We start from the raw sequence: 21,362 nt of genomic DNA on the forward strand, positions 1-21,362 counted from the left end.
CGCCTTCCCACCGGGCTCGCCAGCGCCGACCCGACGGATCGAGAGGACGTACCGCATGGAGATCGATCGGACCGACGTGGTCGCCGAGGTGGCGGCGGCTTTCGCCGGCTACGAGCGGGCGCTGGCCGACGGCGACGCCGAGGGAGTCTGCGGGTACTTCTGGGACTCCGACCGGACCGTGCGGTTCGGCCTGGCCGACCACCAGTACGGGTTGGACGAGCAGCGCAAGTGGCGGGCAGCGCAGCCACCGCTGCCGGCCGGACGCCGGCTCGTCGACCCGATGATCAGCACGTTCGGCGCGGACCTCGCGGTCGTGACGACCCGATTCGGGTACGCCGGCACCGCCGCCACCGGGCGGCAGACCCAGACCTGGGTACGCCTGCCCGTCGGCTGGAGGATAGTCACCGCCCACGTCTCCGAACCATCCTCGGACTCCGCCTGAGCGGGCCCGCCGGGCTCGACGAAGCGCCCCGTCCAGATCTGGACGGGGCGCTTCGTCGGTTCAGCCGAGCTGTGTGCCGGGCACCGGTCGGGCCTCGTCGGCGTTCGACTCCGGTGCGGCCACCTCGATCCGGGGCGACCGGTCCGGCGGAAGATGGGCGGGGTCGGCGATCACGACGACGTCCACCTCCCCGTCGACCATCTTCTGCTCGACCCTCTCCCACGACGCCCGCATGATCCCGTTCAACCGGTAGTCATGTCGGCGGAGGTGGTGAAGGCACATCGCGATGGCGTGCTCGGACGGCTCGATGTCGGCGGGTACCCAGATGACGGCCAGTTCCATGATTCTCTCCTGATCAACGCAGTGGACGCGGATGAAAGATCAGGAGCTGCCGTGGCGGCGGGGGACCCCGCTCCACGGGCCGACTGGCGGCGTGGCTGTCGAAGGGGACGACGGCGCGCCCCCGGTGCAGCGGTGCGGCACGCGGTGGCCCGTCGGTCGCCGACGACGCCTGGTCGAGCCCGCCGACGCCGGCGCCGGCGGAGGCGGACACGTGTGCCGGCGCCAGCGCCGGTCGACCGGGGAGGGGCCCGGCGGGAGGGGGCGGCGTCGGCGGCGGAGCGGTCATCGTGACAGGCGTTCGAGCCGGCGCGCGACCGGTGGCGGGGAGGCCGGCGCGGGACGCCCTCGCCGTCAGCTGGGTCTGCGATGGTGGCGAGGTGGGGCGTGCGGCCGGCGAGTCCGCGGTGGACGGGACGGGCGCGGTGGGCCGCGGAGACGACTGTCGCGCACGGGGCGGCCGAGTTGGCGCGGCTGTCGATGGTTCGGCCGACGGCTTCGGTGCGGCTGTGGCCGTGGGCAGGGGCAGGGGAACTGCCGTCGGCAGCGGTAGCGGAAGGGTCGTCGGCACCGGCAGGGGGATCGCGGTCGGCAGGGGCAGGTCGACGCCCAGGGGCCTCTCGACCACGTCGTGCAGCAGCGACCCGACGATCCCCGGTGCGGTGGCGTCGGCCGTCGGTGAGCCGGTCGACGGCGACGGCGACGGCGACGGGCCGGCGTACGCGGGCTCCGCGCCCAGGGCGGCACCGAGCGCCGCCGCACCCAGCGCTGCCGCCCCGAACGCCGCCGCGCTGAGCGCGACCGGCGGCGGACGCCGCTCCGGCCGCCTCACGCGCTCCCACCCATGCGCGGACTGTTGCCCCCGGGCACCTCGCGCTACACCTGTCGCGGGCCGGCACGTCGGCCCGGCTGGACGCCGCTCCGCACCCTCTGCGGTACGCGGGGTAGGTGACCTGGACTGTGAGCGATAACAAGACCTCCGCCCGGTGCGCTCAGCGCGTCGAGAGGGGATGGATCATCGACCCGTTTCGGCGCGGACGTCGACAGGTAACGATGAGCCGGGCAACGCGAACCGATTCGGTCCGGTGCCTATGTGGCCGGCTCGTTACGTCTTGACGAACAGCATGTTATCGCTCACTCTCGATGCAGAGGTCGGCGGCGTCGGTGGCTCACCGGGCGAGTCCCGCGGTCGCGCCTCGAAGAAGCACGGCGTCCCCGGGCAGCGGACGTCGTTCAGGACTCGCGTGGTTACCGGCGAGCGCCGGCCAGGCCGCGTGTGCCGGTGCGAGGTGCCCAGGATGACCGTCCCGGATTCCTTGGCTCACACCGGCACCAGCGGCCGGGGCCAGTTCGTCCTGAGTGACGTGGCACATCACCCCACCGATGCAACCACTGAAAAGGAACGACATGAGACCCAAGAAAGCTCTGCTGGCGACGGCGACCCTCGCTGTCGCACTGACCGCGGGTATGACTGTGGCGCTGGCGCCCATGGCCAGCGCCGGAACGACGTTGCGGGCGTCGGCGGCCGAGAAGGGCCGCTACTTCGGTGCCGCCGTCGCGACGGGCAAGCTCTCCAACAGCCAGTACACCGGCATCCTCAACAGCGAGTTCAACAGCGTCACCCCCGAGAACGAGATGAAGTGGGACGCCACCGAGCGGTCCCAGGGTCAGTTCAGCTACACCGGTGGTGACCGCCTTGTCAGTCACGCGCAGGCCAACGGCATGAGCGTGCGGGGGCACGCGCTGTTGTGGCATGCCCAGCAGCCGCCGTGGGCGCAGGGCATGTCCGGCACGGCGCTGCGCAACGCCGCGATCAACCACGTCACCCAGGTCGCCACCCACTTCCGGGGCAAGATCTACGCCTGGGACGTGGTGAACGAGGCGTTCGCCGACGGTGGCAGCGGCGGACGTCGCGACTCCAACCTGCAGCGCACCGGCAACGACTGGATCGAGGCGGCGTTCCGCGCCGCCCGCGCCGCCGACCCGGGCGCGAAGCTCTGCTACAACGACTACAACACCGACGGGATCAACGCGAAGTCCACGGGCATCTACAACATGGTGCGCGACTTCAAGTCCCGCGGCGTCCCGATCGACTGCGTCGGCTTCCAGTCCCACCTGGGCACCACGTTGGCCGGTGACTACCAGGCCAACCTGCAGCGCTTCGCCGACCTCGGCGTCGACGTGCAGATCACCGAACTGGACGTGATGACCGGCTCCAACCAGGCCAACATCTACGGCGCGGTCACCCGGGCCTGCATGGCCGTCGCACGCTGCACCGGCATCACCACCTGGGGCGTCCGGGACAGCGACTCGTGGCGCGGTAGCGACAACGCCCTGCTGTTCGATGGGTCGGGCAACAAGAAGGCGGCGTACACCTCCGTCCTCAACGCCCTCAACGGGGGCAGCACCAACCCCACCACGCCCCCGCCGGGCACTGGGGTGGACACCACCGCCTGGTACGTCCTGGTGAACCGCAACAGCGGCAAGGCGCTCGACGTGTACGAGCGGTCGACCACCGACGGCGCGCGCATCGACCAGTGGGCCCGTAACGACGGAGCGTGGCAGCAGTGGCAGTTCGTGGACTCCGGCGGCGGCTACTACCGGCTGAAGTCCCGCAACTCCGGCAAGGTGCTGGACGTCGCCAACCGCTCCACCGCCGACTCCGCGCCGGTCGTGCAGTGGAGCGACGCCAACGGCACCAACCAGCAGTTCCGGCTCGCCGAGTCCTCCGGTGGCTACCAGCGCCTGCTCAACCGCAACAGCGGCAAGGCCGTCGAGGTGCAGGGCTCGTCCACCGCCGACGGCGGCAACGTCGTGCAGTACGCCGACTGGGGCGGCACCAACCAGCAGTGGCAACTGGTCCGTGTCGGGTAGCCTCCTGACCCACTGACCGGCAGCGCGGTGGCGCGGACGCACCTCGTCCGCGCCACCGTCGCCGCTGACCGTGACGCCCGTTGGTACGCGGCCGTTGAACCCGGTGCCTGCGCCTCCACGTTTCGGACAGCGGATGGACAAGACCAGCACTATTGGAGAGCATCTATTTCATGATTATCCGGTCCGCCACCCCGCCACCGACCACGGAGAACGTGCCACCCGAGCCGACCTCCGACGACCGGCCACCGGCCGACTGGGGTCGATGGCGCTGGGCCCGTTCGGAATGGACGGTGGCGGTGCTGGCGAGCCTGCTGGTGGCGGCGGTGCTGACCTGGCCGACACTGCGGCATCCGGCGAGCACGATCCCCGGCGACCTGGGTGACCCGCTGTTGCAGGCGTGGCAGGTCGCCTGGTCGGGGCACGCTCTGCTCAGCAGCCCGGCCGACCTCTGGAACTCCAACACGTTCTACCCCGAGAAGTACACCTACGCCTACAGCGACACCCTGCTCGGCTACGCGCCGATCGGGATGCTCGGCTCCGGCTTCGGGGCCGCTGTGATCCGGTACAACGTGCTCTACGTGCTGCTGCACGCGTTGGCGTCCCTCGGGGCGTACGCCCTGGCGCGGCAACTCGGCGCGAACCGGTGGGGCAGCGCGGTCGCCGGGATCGCGTGGGCGTACGCGCCCTGGCGGTTGGCGCACTCCGGGCACCTGAACATCCTGTCGAGCGCCGGAATCGCGTTGTCCCTGGCCATGCTGGCCCGTGGTCACGGCTGGTCGCTGCGTCACGGGTACCGGCCGGAGCTGCGACGGCCCGGCTGGGCGTTGGCCGGTTGGCTGGTCGCCGCCTGGCAGGTCAGCCTCGGCTTCGGCATCGGCCTGCCGCTCGTGTACTTCCTGCTGGCCGCTGTCCTGGTGGCGGCGGGCTGCTACGGCTGGTCCTGGTGGCGACGGCGGGAGCGCCCGCCGTTCGGCCGGCGGCTGCTGCTGGCCGACCTGCTCGGTGGGGGCGCGTTCGGCGCGGTGACGCTGCTGCTGGGCATGGTCTACCTGCGGGTTGTCGACCTCAACCCGCAGGCCGAGCGGACGTTGGACTGGACGAAGATGTTCTCGCCTCCGTTGATCGGCTTCGTCACCGCGCCTGGGGATTCGTGGTTGTGGGGCGAGCGGCACGCCGCCGCACGCGAACAGCTGTCCTGGCCGCCGGAGATGGCGCTGCTGCCGGGCATGATGCTGATCGGGCTGGCCGCCGCGGGGCTGTTCCTCTCGGCGTATCCCGTCCGGCACCGCGTCGCGCTGGGGCTCGGGGTGCTCGGCACGGTGCTGCTGGGCCTGGGCGCCACCCTCGGCGGTGACGGCGACCCGGGCTACCTGACCCTGTCCACGCTCCTGCCGGGTTGGGACGCGTTGCGTACCCCCGGGCGGATGATGCACTGGACGAGCCTGCTGCTGGCGGTGCTGGCCGCCGGAGCGGTGACGGCGTTGGCCGAATCGCTGCGCGAGTCCACACCCCGCCAGTGGACGCGGATCCTCACGCCGTTGGTCCTGCTGGTGCCGTTGACAGTGGTCACCCTGGAGGGCGTCAACCGGACACCCCACCCGACGGTGCCGCAGCCACCGGCCGCGATGAGCACTGTGCAGGACCCGATCCTGGTGCTGCCGGCCGGCGGCCTGGGCGATCTGACGTACATGTTGTGGACGACCGACGGGTTCCCCCGGGTGACAAACGGTCTGGCCGGGTTCGAGCCGGTGAGCCAGGCGCAGACGCGGACGGCTGTGGCGTCGTTCCCCGATGCGGGCAGCGTGGCGTACCTGCGGGGGATAGGCGTGCGGTCGGTGGTGGTCGTGCCGAGCCGCGCAGCCGGGACGCCGTGGGACGGCATCGCGGCCCGGCCCGTCGACGGGCTGGGCATCACCCGGGAGGATCTCGATGGCACGCTCGTATACCACCTCTGACCGCGCCGGCGCCGGGTCGGCCGGCATCGGCGGCTGCCCGCGTACGGGGCGGGTGGGGTGACGACCGTGCGATTGTCAGTCGTGGTGCCCTGCTTCAACGAGGAAGAGTCGGTGGAGCGGTTGCACGAGACCGTGTGCGCCGCCCTCGCCGAGCTGCCCGACGTGGACGTCGAGGTGGTGTATGTCGACGACGGCAGCGAGGACGGCACCCTCGCGGCGCTGCGCCGGCTCGCCGCCGCCGACCCCACCGTCTGCTACACGTCGCTGAGCCGTAACTTCGGCAAGGAGGCGGCGATGCTCGCCGGGTTGCAGCGGGCCACCGGCGACGCGGTCGTCATCATGGACGCCGACCTGCAGCATCCGCCGCGTCTGCTGCCCGAGATGGTGCTGCTGTACCAGCAGGGCTTCGACCAGGTGATCGCCCGCCGGGACCGGCGGGGTGACCGGTTCGTACGGATGGTCGCCTCGCGGTCCTTCTACCGCATGATCAATTGGTGGATCGACGTGCGCCTGCAGGACGGGGCGGGCGACTTTCGTCTGCTGTCCCGCCTCGCCGTGGACGCGATCCTGGCGATGCCGGAATACAACCGGTTCTCCAAGGGATTGTTCTCCTGGATCGGCTTCCGGACGGCGGTGGTGGCCCACCCCAACGAGACCCGGCAGTCGGGGCGGAGCAGGTGGACGTTCGGCAAGCTCTTCAACTACGCGTTCGACGGCCTGCTGTCGTTCAACAACAGGCCACTGCGCCTGGCGATCTACGGTGGAATGTTCCTCACCCTCATCGCACTTGTCTACATGGCCTGGGTGGTCGCGGACGCCGTCGAGAAGGGCATCGACGTCCCCGGCTACACCACAATCATCGTCAGCGTTATCGGGCTCGGCGGCATCCAGATGACGATCCTGGGTGTGATCGGGGAGTACATCGGCCGGATCTACTACGAGACCAAGCGGCGACCGCACTATCTGGTGCAGGAGACCGAGCACCTGGTCGCGGAGACCGGCGAGGCGTCGCCGCGGCTGCCGGTCCCACCCGCGCCGCGCGCGACGGTCCGGGGCCAGCGGACGGTACCGGCCCGCGAGGAGCCCTTCCGCCGGCCCTCGGCGCCCCGCCGACGAGGAGTCAACGACCGCGACCCGAGCTGACACCGGGCCGGCGGGTGTCGGGCGATGACCATAGTGGCCTCGGTCAGCGACCGCAGGAGCGGCACGCGCCGCGGGTGCGCAGGTGGTAGTCGGCCGACGCGGCGAGCAGGCCGAGTCCCAGGAGGAGGTACGCCGACATGGCCACCCAGAGGAACACGTCGGAGAACTCGCTCTCCGATCCCGATGCCACCTGCGTCAGCCCCATGCCGAAGTAGGCCACGATGCCCGCCCCGAGCCCGAAGCCGGGCACCAGCAACAACCGTCGGGGGATCGTGCGGCCGGCGAGCAGCGGCACCCACCCCGGCCAGACCTCACCCCAGTGCCGCACCAGCGCCAGCGGCAACAGCGCTCCGGCCAGCACGAGTCCGATCTCCAACCCGATCATCGAGGCGTCCCCCGCGAGGCCGTCGGGGTCCACCACGACCTGGGCCGCGAACCGGGTCACGAGGCCGGCCACCGCGACGTACGCGGCCCAGCGTGCCCACGGCGCCGGTACCGAGCGCCGTCGACCGGGTGGGATGGTGCGGCAGCAGTCCGGACAGTCGCCCCGGGTGCGCCGCTGGTAGCGGGCGGTGGCCAGGCCGAGCAGGGCCGCTCCGGTGACGCAGCCGAGCCGGCTCGCGAACGCCACCGGGTCGAACGACGGGCCGGGAGCGAACAGCAGGAGGCTCACCAGTTCCGGCAGCAGGATCGCGGCCGCCGCGACAAGCGCCCCGCCGAGGGTCCACGCGAATCCCGCCAGTACCGGCCGCCAGGTTGTCGCCCGGGCCACCGCCACCGCCGCCGCGCCGGTGGCCAGGCACAGGCCCACCGACCACCAGCCGGTGAAACCGAGCAGGTCGGACCCGAGCGGCGGGAAGTCCGGCGCCTCGCCGACCGTCCACGCCACACGTAGACCGCCGTAGACCACGGCCCAACCGAGGACGGCGTAGGTCAGCTCGTGACCGTTGTCGCGCGAGATCGCTGGAGGCATCGTCATGCGTCCGATCCTCGCGGGGTCCGGGCGGGAGCGGTCCCCTCCGGTCGGGGAGGTCGCTCCCCGTCGGGAGGGAGCCGCGGCAATCGATCTTGATCCTCCGACCGTCCCGCCGTACGGGAGTGAGGCGTGGGGGTGGGCACGATCGCGCACACCCCCACGCCCCGCCGACACGGTCAGAGAGTGAAAACGACTGTGGAGATGCTGCGGGCGCCGACGTTGATGGTGGCCTGTCCTCCGTTCACGCTCGTCGGCTGGCTGGCCGCGTTGGCGTTCTGGGAGGTGAGGTAGTACTCGGCCTTGCTGACGTTCTGCGGCGCCTGGATCACGGCGTTGTTGACCGCGCTGTTCGACCGGTTGAGGATCACCAGCGTGATCTTCCCGTCACCCTGGTAGGCGGTCACCTCCAGCGGCGAGGCCTTGGAACTCTTGGTCAGCGCGACACGCTGGTAGCCGGGCCGCACGTACTTCGCGTACTGCGAGAACGCGTACCCGCGCTTGAGCGGAGCGCCCGCCGTGGTGCCGTAGGCCGCCTCGCCGTCGCCGATGAAGGAGTAGTAGCGCTTGCCGTACCACCAGATGTAGGCGCTCCAGTTGGCCTCCATCGACTTGTGCACCGTACGCATGATGTCGTCGAGCGTCTCGTTCCAGACGGCCTGGTTGGCGGGGTTGCCCCAGATGTTGGAGCCGCTGCCGTCCGCCTCGTGGTAGTTCCACTCGGTCATCCACACGGGCTTGTTGTACTGCTGGGCCAACGGGTATGGCTTCAGCCGGCCCGAGTCCTCGGTGCCGTACAGGTGGCCGCCGATGTAGCCGATGTTGTTCCGGGCGGTCGCGTCGTTCAGGGTCGGGTCGGTGTAGCCATAGTTCAGGTTGACCGCCTCGGCGACCATCAGCTTGCTGTTCTGCACCTTCGTGCCCTGGTCGCGGACGAAGGTGCGCAGCTCGGTGCCGCTCCAGTCCATCGAGTCGTAGTCCGGGTGCCAGTCCGGCTCGTTCTGCACCGATGTGACGTCGATGGTGACGCCCTGGCCGCGCATGTACTGGACGTAGCTGTTCAGATGGTTCGCGTAGTCGTCGTAGTAGTCGGTCTTCAGCTTGCCGCCGCCGGTTCGACTGTTGTTGGTCTTCCACGCGGCCGGCGCCGTCCAGGGCGAGGCGAGGATCTTGACGTTCGACCCGTACGACTTCGCCGTCTGCAACGAGCTCACGTGGGTCGCCCATTCGCTGGACACCGGCGAGAGGCCGGTGCGCACGATGGACAGACCGAGCTGGTTGGGGCCCATCCCGACAAGCGTCTGGGTGTCGGTCGTCGACCAGGCGCTGCCCCAGATGGACTGCGCGGCCCCGAACCCGTCGATCGTCTGGTACCGGGTGGCGCCGTTCACCGTGATGTCCGCCGGCCCGGTGGGCGGCGGGGTGGTGGGGGGCGGCGTGGTCGGGGGTGGCGTCGTCGGTGGCGGTGTCGTCGGTGGCGGCGTGGTGGGCGGCGGCGTGGTCGGCGTCGTGTCGCCGGTGCAGGTCACACCGTTCAGCGCGAAGCTGGCCGGATCGGGGTTGCTGCCCGTCCACGAGCCGTTGAACCCGAACGACGCCGTGCCGTTGGTGGGGATGGCCCCGTTGTAGCTGACGTTCTTGGCGGTGACCGCGGCGCCGCTCTGGGTCAGTGTCGTGTTCCACGCCTGCGTGACCGTCTGGCCGGCGCTGTAGGACCAGGTGAGCGTCCAGTTGCTGACCGCGTCGCCGAGATTGGTGATGGTGACGTTCGCACCGAAGCCACCCTGCCACTGCGACGACACGGCGTAGTTCACCGAACAACCCGCGGCGGCGGCTCCGGCCGGTGCGGCCAGGGCGACAGCCGTCGATGCCAGTAGGACGGCGCCGGCCGACACCAGGGCGGCGTTTGTCACTCTTCGTTTTCTCATTCGGACTTCTCCTGTGGTGGTGGTGGCGGCCGTCGACCGCCAGCCCTCATCAAGGGCGAGGGATCACCGGGGGAGCGCCGGTGTGGCGACCGGGACGTCGGCACCGGACCGAGCCGCGTGTCGCCGGTCGCGGATGCGGGAGCGGCGGCATGACGGCGATGGTGCGGCGAACGGGCCCGGCGGGACTGCGGCACCCTCCTCTGCCGGCCGGCCCATGGATCGGCCCGGCCTCGCTGCTCATTCGCAGGCTCGCGGGTGAGTGCCGCACGGCGAGCGCACGAAACAGTTTCTCGTTGCCCGGAATTTATTTCGTCGAGTGGTGCCTGTCAATGCCTCGCGGGTTGCCCGACCGCTCGGACGATGCGCGGCACGTCGTCGGCGGCACCGGTTCGGCTGGCTTCGCGGCCGGGTGAACGTGTTGAGGCGGTGTGCTGACCCGGAACGGCGGCCCCTCGCGTGGCCGACGTCTGCAAAAAACCTGCAAACGCTAACCCTTGCCGAAAGGGAAACCGCTTTCCTACGATTGCGTTACGTCGATGTTTCTTCCCCCGAGCCGGGCGGCGCGTGTCGGGATACGCCCCCGGTGGACGTGCCGCTTGGCCAGCGGGTTCGCCGCACACGCCAGGGCGACGAAGGTTTCGGCGATTAGCAGGCAATTGGTTGCCGTCAATGCGCAGTGATCGACCGACTCGCATCCCCGAGGACGGTCGGCGCGTCGATCGCCGCTGCCGTCGGCACATCGAAGAACGATGACGAAGGAGACGCGAGATGAGACGACGAGTCGCACTGCGACTTCAGGCGGCGGTGGCCACGGCCGCTGTCGGGATCGCGATCGGGGTGACACTGTCCACCCCGCACGCGTCGGCGGCGGCCGGCGCCGCCACCGGCTACGCCACCCAGAACGGCGGAACAACCGGCGGCGCGGGCGGGGCGACGGTACGGGCCAGCACGGGCACCGCGATCCACGCCGCGCTCTGCGGGCGCGCCAGCAGCAGCACCCCGATCACCATCGAGGTCACCGGGACGATCAACCACGGCAACACCAGCAAGGTGTCCGGATCCAGCTGCAACACCGCCGACGGCGTGATCGAGCTCAAGCAGATCAGCAACGTCACCATCATCGGGGTCGGCAGCGGGGCGGTCTTCGACCAGTTGGGCATCCACCTCCGCGACTCCAGCAACATCATCATTCAGAACGTGACGGTCCGGAACGTCAAGAAGTCGGGTTCGCCGACCTCCAACGGTGGAGACGCCATCGGCATGGAGAGCACGGTGCGCAACGTCTGGGTCGATCACGTCACCCTGGAGGCGTCCGGCGGGGAGTCGGAGGGCTACGACGGCCTCTTCGACATGAAGGACAACACCCAGTACGTGACCCTGTCGTACAGCATCCTGCGCAACTCCGGGCGGGGCGGCCTCATCGGGTCCAGCGAGAGCGACCTCTCCAACGGGTTCGTCACCTTCCACCACAACCTGTACGAGAACATCGACTCGCGCGCGCCCCTGCTGCGCGGCGGCGTCGCCCACATCTACAACAACCACTACGTGAGCCTGCACGAGTCCGGTATCAACTCCCGGGCCGGCGCACGGGCCAAGGTGGAGAACAACTACTTCCGTAACTCGAAGGACGTCCTGGGCACCTTCTACACCAACGAGCGCGGGTACTGGCAGGTCAGCGGCAACACGTTCGACAACGTCACCTGGTCCAGCGCCGGCAGCGAGAACTACCCCGCCGGCCCCAACCCGACGTCCACCACCACCGTCAACACCCCGTACGCGTACCGCCTCGACGCCGCGAGCTGCGTGCCGGACGTCGTTCGTCAGACGGCGGGCGCCAACACCGGCCTGCGGGTGTCCGACGGCAGTTGCTCGCCGCAGACGCCGTCGCCGACCACGCCGCCGGCGACCACCGCGCCACCCACCACGCCTCCGCCGACCAGTGGGACCAACCTCAGTCTGGGCGCCGGCGCCGACGGCTCCAGCAAGGCCAGCGGGACCAGTTACGGCAACGTGCGCGACGGCGACAACAGCACCTGGTGGTCACCGGTCGGGTCGACCGGGTCCATCTCGATCAAGTGGGGGTCCGCCACCCGAGTGTCCCGGGTGATCATCCGGGAGCCCTCCGGGACCCAGGGCTCCATCGGCTCCTGGCAGCTCGTCAACCATGACACGGGCGCCGTCCTGGCCTCCGGCAGCGGCGCGGGCGCGATCACCTTCTCCGCGACGGCACTGAGCAAGATCACCTTCAAGATCAACAGCTCGAGCGGTGCGCCGCGGGTCGGCGAGTTCGAGACGTACGCCTCCTGACGACCGGGATGGGCGGGGGCGGCGAGGGCCGCTCCCGCCCGACGCGTCGGTCTACGAAGGACGCCCGCACGGGTCGCGGCAATCGTGCTCGCGAGCGGTTCGCCGGCTGTTAGCGTACGGCAATGTCCGCAGCTCAAGAGGGTATCCAGGCGGGCGATGGCGGTCCTGCGGTGACCGACGCGGGTCGTCTGGCGGCATTCAGCGACGGTGTGTTCGCCATCGTCATCACGCTGCTGGTGTTGGATCTGCGGGTCCCGGAGTTCCACGAGGGTGGGTTGGCCGAGGGGCTCCTCGGGGAGGGCCCGTCCTATCTGGCCTTCGTGGTCTCGTTCATCTACGTCGGCGTCCTCTGGCTGAACCATCACGCGGTGCTCCAGCTGGTCCGGGGCACCACGCCCGCCTTCAGCTCGATCAATCTCGCCATCCTCTTCGGCGTGGTGATCATCCCGTTCCCGACTGCCGTCCTGGCGTCGGCGCTGGCCGACGGCAACACCGACGACCTGCGCGTGGCTGTCGTCCTGTACGCGTTCGCCGCATCGCTGATGTCCGCGCCCTGGTGGGTGCTCTTCGCCTACGTGCGCCGCCACCCGGCGTTGCGTGCCGACACCGTCGACCAGGAGCAGGTCCGGGTGCAGGAGGCTCGTCCGATCGTCGGCCTGGTCCTCTACGGGCTGACCGGGGTGCTCGGCTGGTTGGTGACCCCACTGCTCGGCCTGATCGGCGTGGTCGTGATGATCATTTTTCACGGTGCCACCAGTCAGGGCCTCCGCCACGGGCTGTGGTGGCGCAGGCGGAACGCCCATCCGCGCTGATCCACCCGGCGCTCCGCCGGACCTCGATTCGCGCAGGTCACGCCGCTGCGGCTATCTTTCTGGCTTCGGTGGAGATCGTCCGGGGGAGGACCATGAACACCATCGCCGATCGGATGGCCGCGGCGTACGACGACGCCATCGAGGATCTGTGCGGGGCGACTCCGAAGGGTTGGTACGCGAAGCGGGGCACTGCCCGCGGTGCGGTGACCCACGCGGGCGCGGCGACGTTGAACGTCGCGTACGACCTGTCGCCGGAGCCGGATCTGGAGTCGCTGGACGAGCTGGCGGCCGAGGTGGGCCGGCAGGTGCCTGTGTGGTCGGTCATGACCCGGGCAGCGGCGGACGGCGCGGTTGCCGATCTCGCCGGCCGGTACGGGCTCCGGGAACGCAGTGAGCTGCCGCTGCTGGGCTGCACGGCGGACGAGTTGGTCTTCCGTGCCGACCCGGCCCGGCGTGAGCTGGTGCGGCGGGTCGGCGCGGCCGAGAGTGATCGGTACACGGACGTCCTCACCAGCGGATTCGAGGTCCCGGACGGCCTGTTCGGATCGCTGATGGGCGGCGATGTGCTCGACGCCGAGCGCATCGTCGGTTACCTGTGCGAGGAGGCCGGTCAACCGGTCGGCACCGGGCTCGGCATGTGGACGCGTGGTGTGGTCGGCGTGTTCAACATCGCCGTCGTCCCGGGTGCGCGGGGTCGCGGTCTGGGTCGCGTGCTCACCGAGGAGGTGCTGCGCGACGGCGTCGCGGCCGGCGCGGACGCGGCGTACCTGCAGTCCAGCGCGCTCGGCCGGCCGCTGTACGAGTCGATGGGCTTCCGCCTCCTGGAGAACTGGACCGCCTTCCATGCCTGACGGTGGGCGGGGGCGGGGGCGGCCGTGAGCTTCAGTGACGACGTCCGTTCGGCCTTCCGGCGTGGTGAGACCGACACGGTGGTGCGGATGAGCACTGCCGAGATCGAGCGGGCCCGGACGGTCGGGGATGCGGCGGGCGAGGTGGAGGCCCGGTACAGCCTGGCCCGGGTGGCGATTCGTGGGGGCGATCTGCCGCTCGGTGAGACGCGGGCCCGGGAGGCACTCGACGTCGCGGTGCGCTCCGGTGATCGCGCGTTGGAGGAACGGCCGAGGCACGTGTTGGCCGCGGTGGCGCGGATGGCCGGTGACCTGGTGCGGGCGCGGGACCTGTACCGGGAGAGCATCGCGCTGAACGAGGCTCTGGGCCAACCGGAGATCGTCAACTCGGAGACGCACAACCTGGCCTTCTGCGAGCTGGGTCTCGGCAACCTCGCCGAGGCGAGGAGGTTGTTCGGGGTCAGCCGTGCCCGGGTGTTCCTCCAGGGCTGGGACGATTTCGTGCCGTACGTCTGTGTGGCCGGCGCGGCCGTCGCCTCGGCCGAGAGTGATCACGCGCGGGCGGCGCGCATGGTCGGCCTCGCCGACGCGGCGTTCGCGGCGCTCGGTCAGGTGCCGGACCCGGACGACGCGGCCGACCTGGCCGCCGTGCGGGACGCCGCGACCGAGGCGCTCGGTTCGGCCGGTTTCGCGAGCGAGCACGAGCGGGGCCAGCGTCTCGATCCCCGTACGGCGTTCGACGACTGAGACATCCGGTCAGGGGTGCAGTGGCGGGCGGCCGGCGGTGACCGTCGGTGACCTCCGCGGGGGGCGGATGCTGTTGTGAGCGGTATACCTCAGAGTCATATTCATACCTCTGCGGTATACCGCTCAACAGCACATCGACATGCCGGCAGCCAACGGCGATCGAGGGCTCGTCGCTTCCTTCACCGTGTTCTTCGCGGCCCTGGTCGCGGCGGCATCACTTCGTTCCGGCGGTCGGCGCGGGCCAGGGCCGGTGAGGGCCGGCTAGGGTTGGGGCGTGCACCTGCAGCAGTTGACCGCCGCGCATCTGGATGCTGTCCTCGAATTCGAAACAGTCAACCGCGAGTACTTCGCGGCGGTGATCCCCGACCGGGGCGACGGCTTCTTCGCCGACTACCCCGCCCGTCACACTGCGCTGCTGCGGATGCAGGCCGAGGGCACCGATCTGTTCCACCTCCTGCTGACCGACGATGGGACAGTCGCCGGCCGGGTCAACCTTGTCTGCATCAGCGATGGCGAGGCGGAGATCGGCTACCGCGTCGGCCGCGACTTCGCCGGGCGTGGCCTGGCCACCGAAGCCGTCGGGCGCGTCTGTGTGCTGGCAGGCGCCGTGTACGGCCTCAAGCGCCTACGAGCCGGCACCGCCGTGGATAACCACACCTCCCGCAAGGTGCTGCTGCGCAACGGTTTCAGACTCCTCGGCGAGACCACGTTGGGCGAGCGCCCCAGCCTGCAGTTCCTGCTCGAGCTGACCGGCTAGGATCTCTATCAGAGCCGGTTACAGCCATTCGTTGATGGCGGCGATTTGGACGGTGGCTTCGTAGCGCACGGCGAGTTTGTCGAACCGAGTTGCGACGGAGCGGTTACGTTTGCGCCGGTTGATCCCGCGTCGGCGTAGGTAGCGGCGGTTGGCTTTCGACGTGTACGCCTTGTCGGCCAAGACCCGGTCGGGGCGGGTGCGGGGCCGGCCACCACCGGGCCGGGGCACCCGGATACCGTCCAGCACGGCCGTGAACTGCGGACTGTCCCCACGATGCCCGGCGGTCAGTACAACGGACAGCGGTTTCTGGGCCTGTTCACACCCCAGGTGCAGCTTGGTGGTCAGCCCGCCACGAGAGCCAGGCCCTGCAACGTGGTCAGGATCCGCGCCCAGGTCCCATCCCGCTGCAGCGGCGAAACAACGCATACGCCGCCCACGAGCCATAACAGTCCGGGATGTCCCGCCACGGTGCGCCGGCCCGCACCCGCCACCGGATCCCATCAATGAGCTGCCGCTTCGTCCACGACGGCGGCCGATCCGGCCTGCTCACGGTGGGCAGCAGCGGCTCCAGCACCGCCCACTGTGCGTCGGTCAGGTCGTGCCGCCTCGTCACCGCTACAGTGGCCATGGCCACGAGGTCTCCGTGCTGATGATTCGTCTTGGTCGACAGACCATCTACCGGAGACCTCGCCGTCTATCGATCAACAACGCGCCGAGACTTCATCACTGAGCCGACTTTGATACACGCCCTAATCGCTCGTGCCGGCACGCGCGGCGGCGACGGCTCGGCCCCGCTCCGATGCGGGAAAGCGGTCGAGCATCGCCCGCACCTCGTCGGCGCTCACATTCGCGCCGAACAATTCGCTGCCCGGTTCGAGTCGTACCCCCTCGGCCAGGGGGCCGGCGACGACCGGGTCGAAGCCGAGGGCGTCCACCAGGGACGCGACCGGGGCGAGGTCCGTCTCGTCGTCACCGGCGATCGCGATGGCCTTGCGGCCGGCCGCGCCGGACGGCCGCGCCTCGTCCTCAAGGTCGTGGTAACCCATGTGGTTGAACGCCTTGACGACCCGCGAGCCGGACAGGAACGCCTGGACGATCTCACTGGACGAGGTGCGCGGGTCGGTCAGGTCGTCGCGGATGCCGTCCACCTCCCACCAGTAGTTCATCGCGTCGACGACGAGCTTGCCGCGCAGCGCCTCGGCGGGGAGCGCCCGGTACTTGCCCAGCGGGAGGGCGAGGATGACGATGTCGGCGTCGGCCACGGCGTCGGTGGCGGTGGTCGCCACCGCCCCGGGCGTGAGCACCTCGATGGTCAGCGCGATCTTCGCCGGGTCACCGGAGCCGGCGACGAACACCCGGTAGCCGGCGGCGAGCGCGAGCCGGGCGAGTACGGTGCCCACCTTGCCGGCGCCGAGGATGGCGAGGGTCCGGGGTGGGTCGGTGGCGCTGTCGAACATGTCGTCCTTTCCAGTGTGGCGGCCGGCGGGTCAGCCGGCCAGGATGTCACGGACCATGGGGATCACCCGGGAGCCGTACAGCTCCACGGCGCGCATCCGGGCGCTCACCGGCTGCGCGCCGGCGGTGTAGATGAGGTCGAACCGGCCGACGTCCACGCTGCGGATGGCCTCCGCGATCCGGCGGGCGACCGTCTCGGGCGAGCCGATGTAGAGCGAGCCGTGTTCGACCTCGGAGTCGAACTCCGTACGGCGGATCGGTGGCCAGCCCCGCAGCGCGCCGATCCGGTCTCGCATGACCCGGTAGTGCGGCCAGAACAGCTCCTTGGCCTCCTCGTCGGTGTCGGCGACGAAGCCGGGTGAGTGCATCCCGACGGGGTGCGCGGTGGTGCCGAGCTGGTCGGCCGCCCGGCGGTAGAGGTCGATGTAGGGCGCGAAACGCTCGGGAGCGCCGCCGATGATGGCGAGCATGAGCGGCAGGCCGTACCGGGCGGTGCGCACCACCGACTGAGGTGAGCCGCCCACGCCCACCCAGGTGGTGAGGTGCCCCGACTCCGTCTTGGGGAAGACGTCGGCGTCCTTGAGCGGCGCGCGGGTGGTGCCGCTCCAGGTGACCGGCTGCTCGTCGAGCAGCTTCGCGAACAGCTCGATCCGCTCCTCGAACAGCACGTCGTAGTCGGCCAGGTCGTAGCCGAACAGGGGGAAGGACTCGGTGAACGAGCCCCGGCCGAGGATGACCTCGGCCCGGCCGTGTGACAGGGCGTCGACAGTGGCGAAACGCTGGAACACCCGGATCGGGTCGTCCGAGCTCAGCACCGTCACGCCGGAGGACAGTCGGATCCGCGAGGTGCGGGTGGCGATGCCCGCCAGCACCGTCTCCGGCGTCGACACCGAGTACTCCGGACGGTGGTGCTCGCCGAGGGCGATGACGTCGACGCCGAGGTCGTCGGCCAGTACCGCCTCGTCGACGACCTGCCGAATCGCGGCGGCGTGCGACACGGGCTTGCCGGAGTCGTCCTCCGGCACGTCACCGAAGGTGTCGAGGCCGAACACGAGATCAGACATTGGTGGGCTCCTTCGCCAACAGCTCCCGGACCCGCGGCGCGACCTCGCTGCCCAGCAGCTCGATGGTGCGCGCCCGTGCCTCGCGAGGCAGGTGCATGATGTCGTACTTCAGGTCGAACCGATTCAGCCGCAGGTCGCGGGCCATCTTGGCGATCTTGCGGGCGACCGTCTCCGGTGAGCCGACGAACAGCGCCCCGTGGTCGATTTCGGCCTCGTAGCGCGCGCGGTCCGGTTTGTAGAAGCCGCGCTCCTCGGCGAGCCGCGCCACGGTCGGCTGCCAGTACCGCCACCAGGTCTCCACCGCCTCCTCGTCGGTGTCCGCGACGAGCCCGAGCGAGTGCTGACCGACCGGTTGCGTCGGCTGCCCGAACTGTTCGAGCGCCTGGTGGTAGAGGTCGACGTGGCCGGCGAACCGCTGGGGACGCCCCCCGATGATCGCGAGCATGAGGGGTAGCCCGTAACGGGCGGCGCGGACCACCGAGTTGGGGCTCCCGCCGACGCCGATCCAGGTCGGAATTCCGCCCGGCCGCATTCGTGGATGCAGTCGCTGGGCGACCAGGGGACTGCGGGTCGTTCCGGACCAGGTGACCGTCTCCTCGCGCTGGAGCCGTAGGAAAAGGTCCAGCTTCTCCTCGAACAACCGCTCGTAGTCCGCCAGGTCGTAGCCGAACAGCGGGAACGACTCGGTGGCCGATGCCCGACCGAGGACCAGTTGGGCGCGGCCGTTGCTCACCGCGTCGAGGGTGGCGAACTCGTGGTAGAGCCGTACCGGATCGTTCGTGCTGAGCACCGTGACCGAGGTGCCGAGGCGGATCCGCTCGGTCGCCGTCGCGATCGCCGCGAGCAGGACGGGTGTGGCCGAGTCGTTGTGGCCCTCCCGGTAGTGCTCGCCCAGGCTGAACACGTCGAGCCCGACCGACTCCGCGAGCCGGGCCTCGTCCACGAGCAGTCGTACGGTCTCGGCGTCGCTCAGCGCCCGGTCGCCCTGGGTGGCCACCTCGCCGAACGAGTTGAGCCCCAGTTCGAAGCCTTCCGCCGTCATCTCTCCTCCTCGGCGATCCTCGCCGTCAACCACTCGGAAGCTCGGTTGACGTGTCAATCATGCTAACCTGCTGATTGACGCGTCAATTCCCGGGAGAATCGCATGGCGAGCGCCACACCCGAGCGGCGGAGGGGCCGCCAGTTGCCGACTGCGGAGGAACTGCGGATCTGGCGGGACTTCGTCGAGACGACGGAGGTGCTCACCTCCCGGGTCGCGGCACGCCTCCAGCTCGACTCTTCCCTCTCGTCGGGGGACTACGCCGTCCTGCTCGCCCTCACCGAGGCGCCGGGCCAGCGGATGCGCTCGTCCGCCCTGGCCGCACACATCGGCTGGGAACGGAGCCGGCTCTCGCACCACCTGGGGCGGATGGAGCGGCGCGGGCTCATTCGTCGCGAGGAGTGCGCGACAGTGCCCCGTGGGGCGGAGGTGCACCTCACGCCGAGCGGGGCGGAGTCGTTCGCGCAGGCGACCTATCCGCACCTGCGCGCCATCCGCGAGCTGTTCGTCGACGCCCTCGCACCGGATCAGCTCCGCGCGGCCGGCGACATCGCGGCGGCCCTGCGCAAGCACCTCGGACCGCGCCCGGAGGAGTAGGCCGGGTCGGCATGCGACGCGGCACAGCGGGTACGCGGCTGCGGCGCCACACGCCAGCCGCGCACCCGAGGAGCACCGACATGTCGATCGCGGGGCGGACACGACTGCCACCGACCGTCTCCCTGGTGCTGCTCGCGTCGATCCTCGTGTCGTTCCTGGCCGCGTCGGCGGCGCCGACCCCGCTCTACGGGATCTACCAGGAGCGCTGGAACTTCTCGCCTGTCACGACCACCCTGGTGTTCGCGGTCTACGCGCTCGCGGTGCTGGCCTCGCTGCTCATCTTCGGCAGGTTGTCCGACCATGTCGGCAGGCGTCCGGTCCTGGCTGTCGCCATCGCCGTACAGATCCTCGCGCTTGTGGTCTTCGTCCTCGCCAACGGCGTACCCGCGTTGCTGGCCGCCCGCCTCGTGCAGGGGCTCGCGGCCGGTGCCGCCACGGGTGCCGTCGGCGCGGCCATGCTCGACATCGACCGTGCGCGCGGCACCCTGGCGAACTCGATCGCCCCCGGTCTCGGCACCGGCAGCGGCGCGCTGCTCTCGGCGTTGCTCATCCGATACCTGCCAGCGCCGACGAGGCTGGTGTACGTCGTCCTCATCGTGATCCTGCTGATCCAGGCCGTCGGGGTCGCCCTGATGCCGGAGACGGTCACGCCGATGGCGGGCGCCCGACGGAGCCTGCGGCCGGAGGTCAGGCTGCCCAGCTCCGTACGCGGGCCGGTGCTTGTCGTCGTTCCGGTGCTGTTCGCGGTCTGGGCGCTGGCCGGCTTCTTCGGAGCGCTCGGCCCGGCGCTCGTGCGCAGCCTCATGGACACGTCGATCGTGGTCGCCGGTCTGGTCCTCTTCGTCTTCGCCCTCTTCGGGTCGGTCGCCGTCCTGGTGCTGCGCAACACGGCGGCACGGACCGTGATCCTGACCGGGATCGTCGCCCTCATCCTGGGCATGGTCGTCACGGTGGTGTCGGTGATGGCCGAGTCCGTGCCCGGATTCTTCGTCGGCCTCGCGCTCGGCGGAGTCGGTTTCGGCGGGGGATTCCAGGGCAGCCTCAAGACGATCATGCCGCTGGTCGAGGCGCACGAACGCGCGAGCGTGCTGTCGCTGCTCTACGTCGTCTGCTACGTCGGCTTCGGCCTTCCCACCGTGATCGCCGGCTTCCTCGTGGTCTACGCCGGCGGCCTGCCGCGCACCGCCGACGAGTACTCCGTCGCCGTCATCCTCCTCGCCCTCGTCGCCCTGTTCGGGGTGCGCAGGGCGACGAGGGCGGCACCCCGCTGATGCCGGAAACGCCGCACCCGACGCCGGAGTGGCACGTAGCGTGGTGATCGCCGACGGCAGTGCCGCACGCGATCCAGGAGGCCACCATGAGCCCGAAGGCTGGGCAGGGCGACACGAGCGCCACGCCGAGAGTCGACAGCCTCGACGTGAAGGTCGAGGTGATCGTCATCCCGGTGTCGGACGTCGAGCACGCAAAGCGGTTCTACCAGGGCCTCGGATGGCGACTCGACCAGACGCCGCCGGGCATCGTCCAGTTCACGCCGCATGGTTCCGGGTGCTCAGTGCAGTTCGGCGCGCAGCTCACGTCGGCGACACCGGGTTCGGCAACGGCGTACCTGGTCGTGTCGGACATCCAGGCGGCCCGCGACGCGCTGGTCTCCGCCGGCGTCGACGTGGGCGGCGTCTTCCATGTCACCCCGGACGGGCCGGCCGACGGCCCGGACCCGCAGCGGCGCAGCTACGTCTCGCGCGCCACGTTCCGCGACCCGGACGGCAACACCTGGCTGATGCAGGAGATCACGACCCGGCTGCCGGGGCGCGTCGAGGGCGGCGTGACGTCGTACGGGTCCGCGAGCGATCTGGCGAGCGCGCTGCGGCGCGCGGCCGCCGCTCACGGCCAGCACGAGGAGCGTACCGGCGAGCGGGATGACAACTGGCCCGACTGGTACGCGACGTACCTGGTGAGCGAGCAGTCGGGGGCCACACCGCCCGAGTGAGCGGTGCCGGCCCCACCCCACCGCCCGCCGAGCCCGGCGCGGCGGTGCTACGGCATGCGCCCGCCACCGGTGCCCGAAAATCGTCAGATGTATCG

General features: G+C 70.3%; 19 protein-coding genes and 1 pseudogene. 12 read left to right on the forward strand and 8 right to left on the reverse strand.

Annotated elements, in window-relative coordinates:
* The first annotated feature begins 55 nt into the window (after nt 1–55).
* The gene (locus ACLQ26_RS22690; protein WP_425746336.1) at nt 56–442 is read left to right on the forward strand and encodes an AtzH-like domain-containing protein; all 387 of its coding nucleotides are present in this window, start codon (nt 56–58) and stop codon (nt 440–442) included.
* 60 nt (nt 443–502) lie between these two features.
* Here ACLQ26_RS22690 and ACLQ26_RS22695 read toward each other — a convergent pair whose 3' ends face one another.
* Nucleotides 503–784 (reverse strand): hypothetical protein, encoded by a 282-nt coding sequence (locus ACLQ26_RS22695; RefSeq protein ID WP_425746337.1) that lies wholly within the window; start codon nt 782–784, stop codon nt 503–505.
* A 13-nt stretch (nt 785–797) separates the two neighbouring features.
* Nucleotides 798–1,613 (reverse strand): hypothetical protein, encoded by an 816-nt coding sequence (locus tag ACLQ26_RS22700; RefSeq protein ID WP_425746338.1) that lies wholly within the window; start codon nt 1,611–1,613, stop codon nt 798–800.
* A gap of 575 nt (nt 1,614–2,188) precedes the next feature.
* Between ACLQ26_RS22700 and ACLQ26_RS22705 the strand changes: the two genes are divergently transcribed.
* The 3 genes from ACLQ26_RS22705 (at nt 2,189) to ACLQ26_RS22715 (ending at nt 6,753) form a co-directional block, all read left to right on the forward strand.
* The gene (locus tag ACLQ26_RS22705) at nt 2,189–3,655 is read left to right on the forward strand and encodes an endo-1,4-beta-xylanase (protein WP_425746339.1); all 1,467 of its coding nucleotides are present in this window, start codon (nt 2,189–2,191) and stop codon (nt 3,653–3,655) included.
* A gap of 170 nt (nt 3,656–3,825) precedes the next feature.
* Nucleotides 3,826–5,610 carry a hypothetical protein gene (locus ACLQ26_RS22710; protein ID WP_425746340.1) on the forward strand — a complete coding sequence of 595 codons (1,785 nt, stop codon included), beginning with the start codon at nt 3,826–3,828 and terminating at the stop codon, nt 5,608–5,610.
* Nucleotides 5,611–5,667: 57 nt separating this feature from the next.
* Complete coding sequence (locus tag ACLQ26_RS22715; RefSeq protein ID WP_425746341.1) at nt 5,668–6,753, forward strand: glycosyltransferase family 2 protein; 1,086 nt, start codon at nt 5,668–5,670, stop codon at nt 6,751–6,753.
* Nucleotides 6,754–6,796: 43 nt separating this feature from the next.
* Here the strand turns inward: ACLQ26_RS22715 and ACLQ26_RS22720 are convergent, their stop codons facing one another.
* Nucleotides 6,797–7,732: a hypothetical protein gene (locus ACLQ26_RS22720; protein WP_425746342.1), complete on the reverse strand. Its 936-nt coding sequence runs from the start codon at nt 7,730–7,732 to the stop codon at nt 6,797–6,799.
* A 173-nt stretch (nt 7,733–7,905) separates the two neighbouring features.
* Nucleotides 7,906–9,654: a cellulose binding domain-containing protein gene (locus ACLQ26_RS22725; protein ID WP_425746343.1), complete on the reverse strand. Its 1,749-nt coding sequence runs from the start codon at nt 9,652–9,654 to the stop codon at nt 7,906–7,908.
* Nucleotides 9,655–10,422: 768 nt separating this feature from the next.
* Here ACLQ26_RS22725 and ACLQ26_RS22730 point away from each other — a divergent pair.
* The 5 genes from ACLQ26_RS22730 (at nt 10,423) to ACLQ26_RS22750 (ending at nt 15,125) form a co-directional block, all read left to right on the forward strand.
* On the forward strand, nt 10,423–11,961 hold the full coding sequence (locus ACLQ26_RS22730) for a pectate lyase family protein (RefSeq protein ID WP_425746344.1): 1,539 nt from the start codon (nt 10,423–10,425) through the stop codon (nt 11,959–11,961).
* A 122-nt stretch (nt 11,962–12,083) separates the two neighbouring features.
* A complete protein-coding gene (locus tag ACLQ26_RS22735; RefSeq protein ID WP_425746345.1) occupies nt 12,084–12,773 on the forward strand; it encodes a TMEM175 family protein in 690 nt (229 codons plus the stop codon).
* A 92-nt stretch (nt 12,774–12,865) separates the two neighbouring features.
* Complete coding sequence (locus ACLQ26_RS22740; protein ID WP_425746346.1) at nt 12,866–13,624, forward strand: GNAT family N-acetyltransferase; 759 nt, start codon at nt 12,866–12,868, stop codon at nt 13,622–13,624.
* 87 nt (nt 13,625–13,711) lie between these two features.
* Nucleotides 13,712–14,368: a tetratricopeptide repeat protein gene (locus ACLQ26_RS22745; protein ID WP_425746347.1), complete on the forward strand. Its 657-nt coding sequence runs from the start codon at nt 13,712–13,714 to the stop codon at nt 14,366–14,368.
* Nucleotides 14,369–14,642: 274 nt separating this feature from the next.
* The gene (locus ACLQ26_RS22750) at nt 14,643–15,125 is read left to right on the forward strand and encodes a GNAT family N-acetyltransferase (RefSeq protein WP_425746348.1); all 483 of its coding nucleotides are present in this window, start codon (nt 14,643–14,645) and stop codon (nt 15,123–15,125) included.
* Nucleotides 15,126–15,143: 18 nt separating this feature from the next.
* Here ACLQ26_RS22750 and ACLQ26_RS22755 read toward each other — a convergent pair.
* The 4 genes and pseudogenes from ACLQ26_RS22755 to ACLQ26_RS22770 all read right to left on the reverse strand — a co-directional run bounded on the left by ACLQ26_RS22755 (nt 15,144) and on the right by ACLQ26_RS22770 (nt 18,686).
* Nucleotides 15,144–15,753 (reverse strand): annotated as a pseudogene (locus tag ACLQ26_RS22755) (transposase).
* 121 nt (nt 15,754–15,874) lie between these two features.
* The gene (locus ACLQ26_RS22760; RefSeq protein ID WP_425746349.1) at nt 15,875–16,582 is read right to left on the reverse strand and encodes an NADPH-dependent F420 reductase; all 708 of its coding nucleotides are present in this window, start codon (nt 16,580–16,582) and stop codon (nt 15,875–15,877) included.
* A 30-nt stretch (nt 16,583–16,612) separates the two neighbouring features.
* The gene (locus ACLQ26_RS22765) at nt 16,613–17,644 is read right to left on the reverse strand and encodes an LLM class flavin-dependent oxidoreductase (protein WP_425746350.1); all 1,032 of its coding nucleotides are present in this window, start codon (nt 17,642–17,644) and stop codon (nt 16,613–16,615) included.
* Nucleotides 17,637–18,686, reverse strand: coding sequence for an LLM class flavin-dependent oxidoreductase (locus ACLQ26_RS22770; RefSeq protein ID WP_425746351.1), 1,050 nt, complete (start codon nt 18,684–18,686; stop codon nt 17,637–17,639). Before ACLQ26_RS22770 ends, ACLQ26_RS22765 begins: the two co-directional genes overlap by 8 nt.
* Nucleotides 18,687–18,788: 102 nt before the next feature.
* On the opposite strand from ACLQ26_RS22770, the gene ACLQ26_RS22775 reads away from it, so the two are divergent.
* The 3 genes from ACLQ26_RS22775 to ACLQ26_RS22785 all read left to right on the forward strand — a co-directional run bounded on the left by ACLQ26_RS22775 (nt 18,789) and on the right by ACLQ26_RS22785 (nt 21,267).
* Nucleotides 18,789–19,280, forward strand: coding sequence for a MarR family winged helix-turn-helix transcriptional regulator (locus ACLQ26_RS22775; protein WP_425746352.1), 492 nt, complete (start codon nt 18,789–18,791; stop codon nt 19,278–19,280).
* A gap of 80 nt (nt 19,281–19,360) precedes the next feature.
* A complete protein-coding gene (locus ACLQ26_RS22780; RefSeq protein ID WP_425746353.1) occupies nt 19,361–20,551 on the forward strand; it encodes an MFS transporter in 1,191 nt (396 codons plus the stop codon).
* A gap of 86 nt (nt 20,552–20,637) precedes the next feature.
* The gene (locus ACLQ26_RS22785; RefSeq protein ID WP_425746354.1) at nt 20,638–21,267 is read left to right on the forward strand and encodes a VOC family protein; all 630 of its coding nucleotides are present in this window, start codon (nt 20,638–20,640) and stop codon (nt 21,265–21,267) included.
* Nucleotides 21,268–21,362 lie beyond the last annotated feature (95 nt).

This window comes from Micromonospora sp. DT43, assembly GCF_049841645.1.
Lineage (GTDB): Bacteria > Actinomycetota > Actinomycetes > Mycobacteriales > Micromonosporaceae > Micromonospora.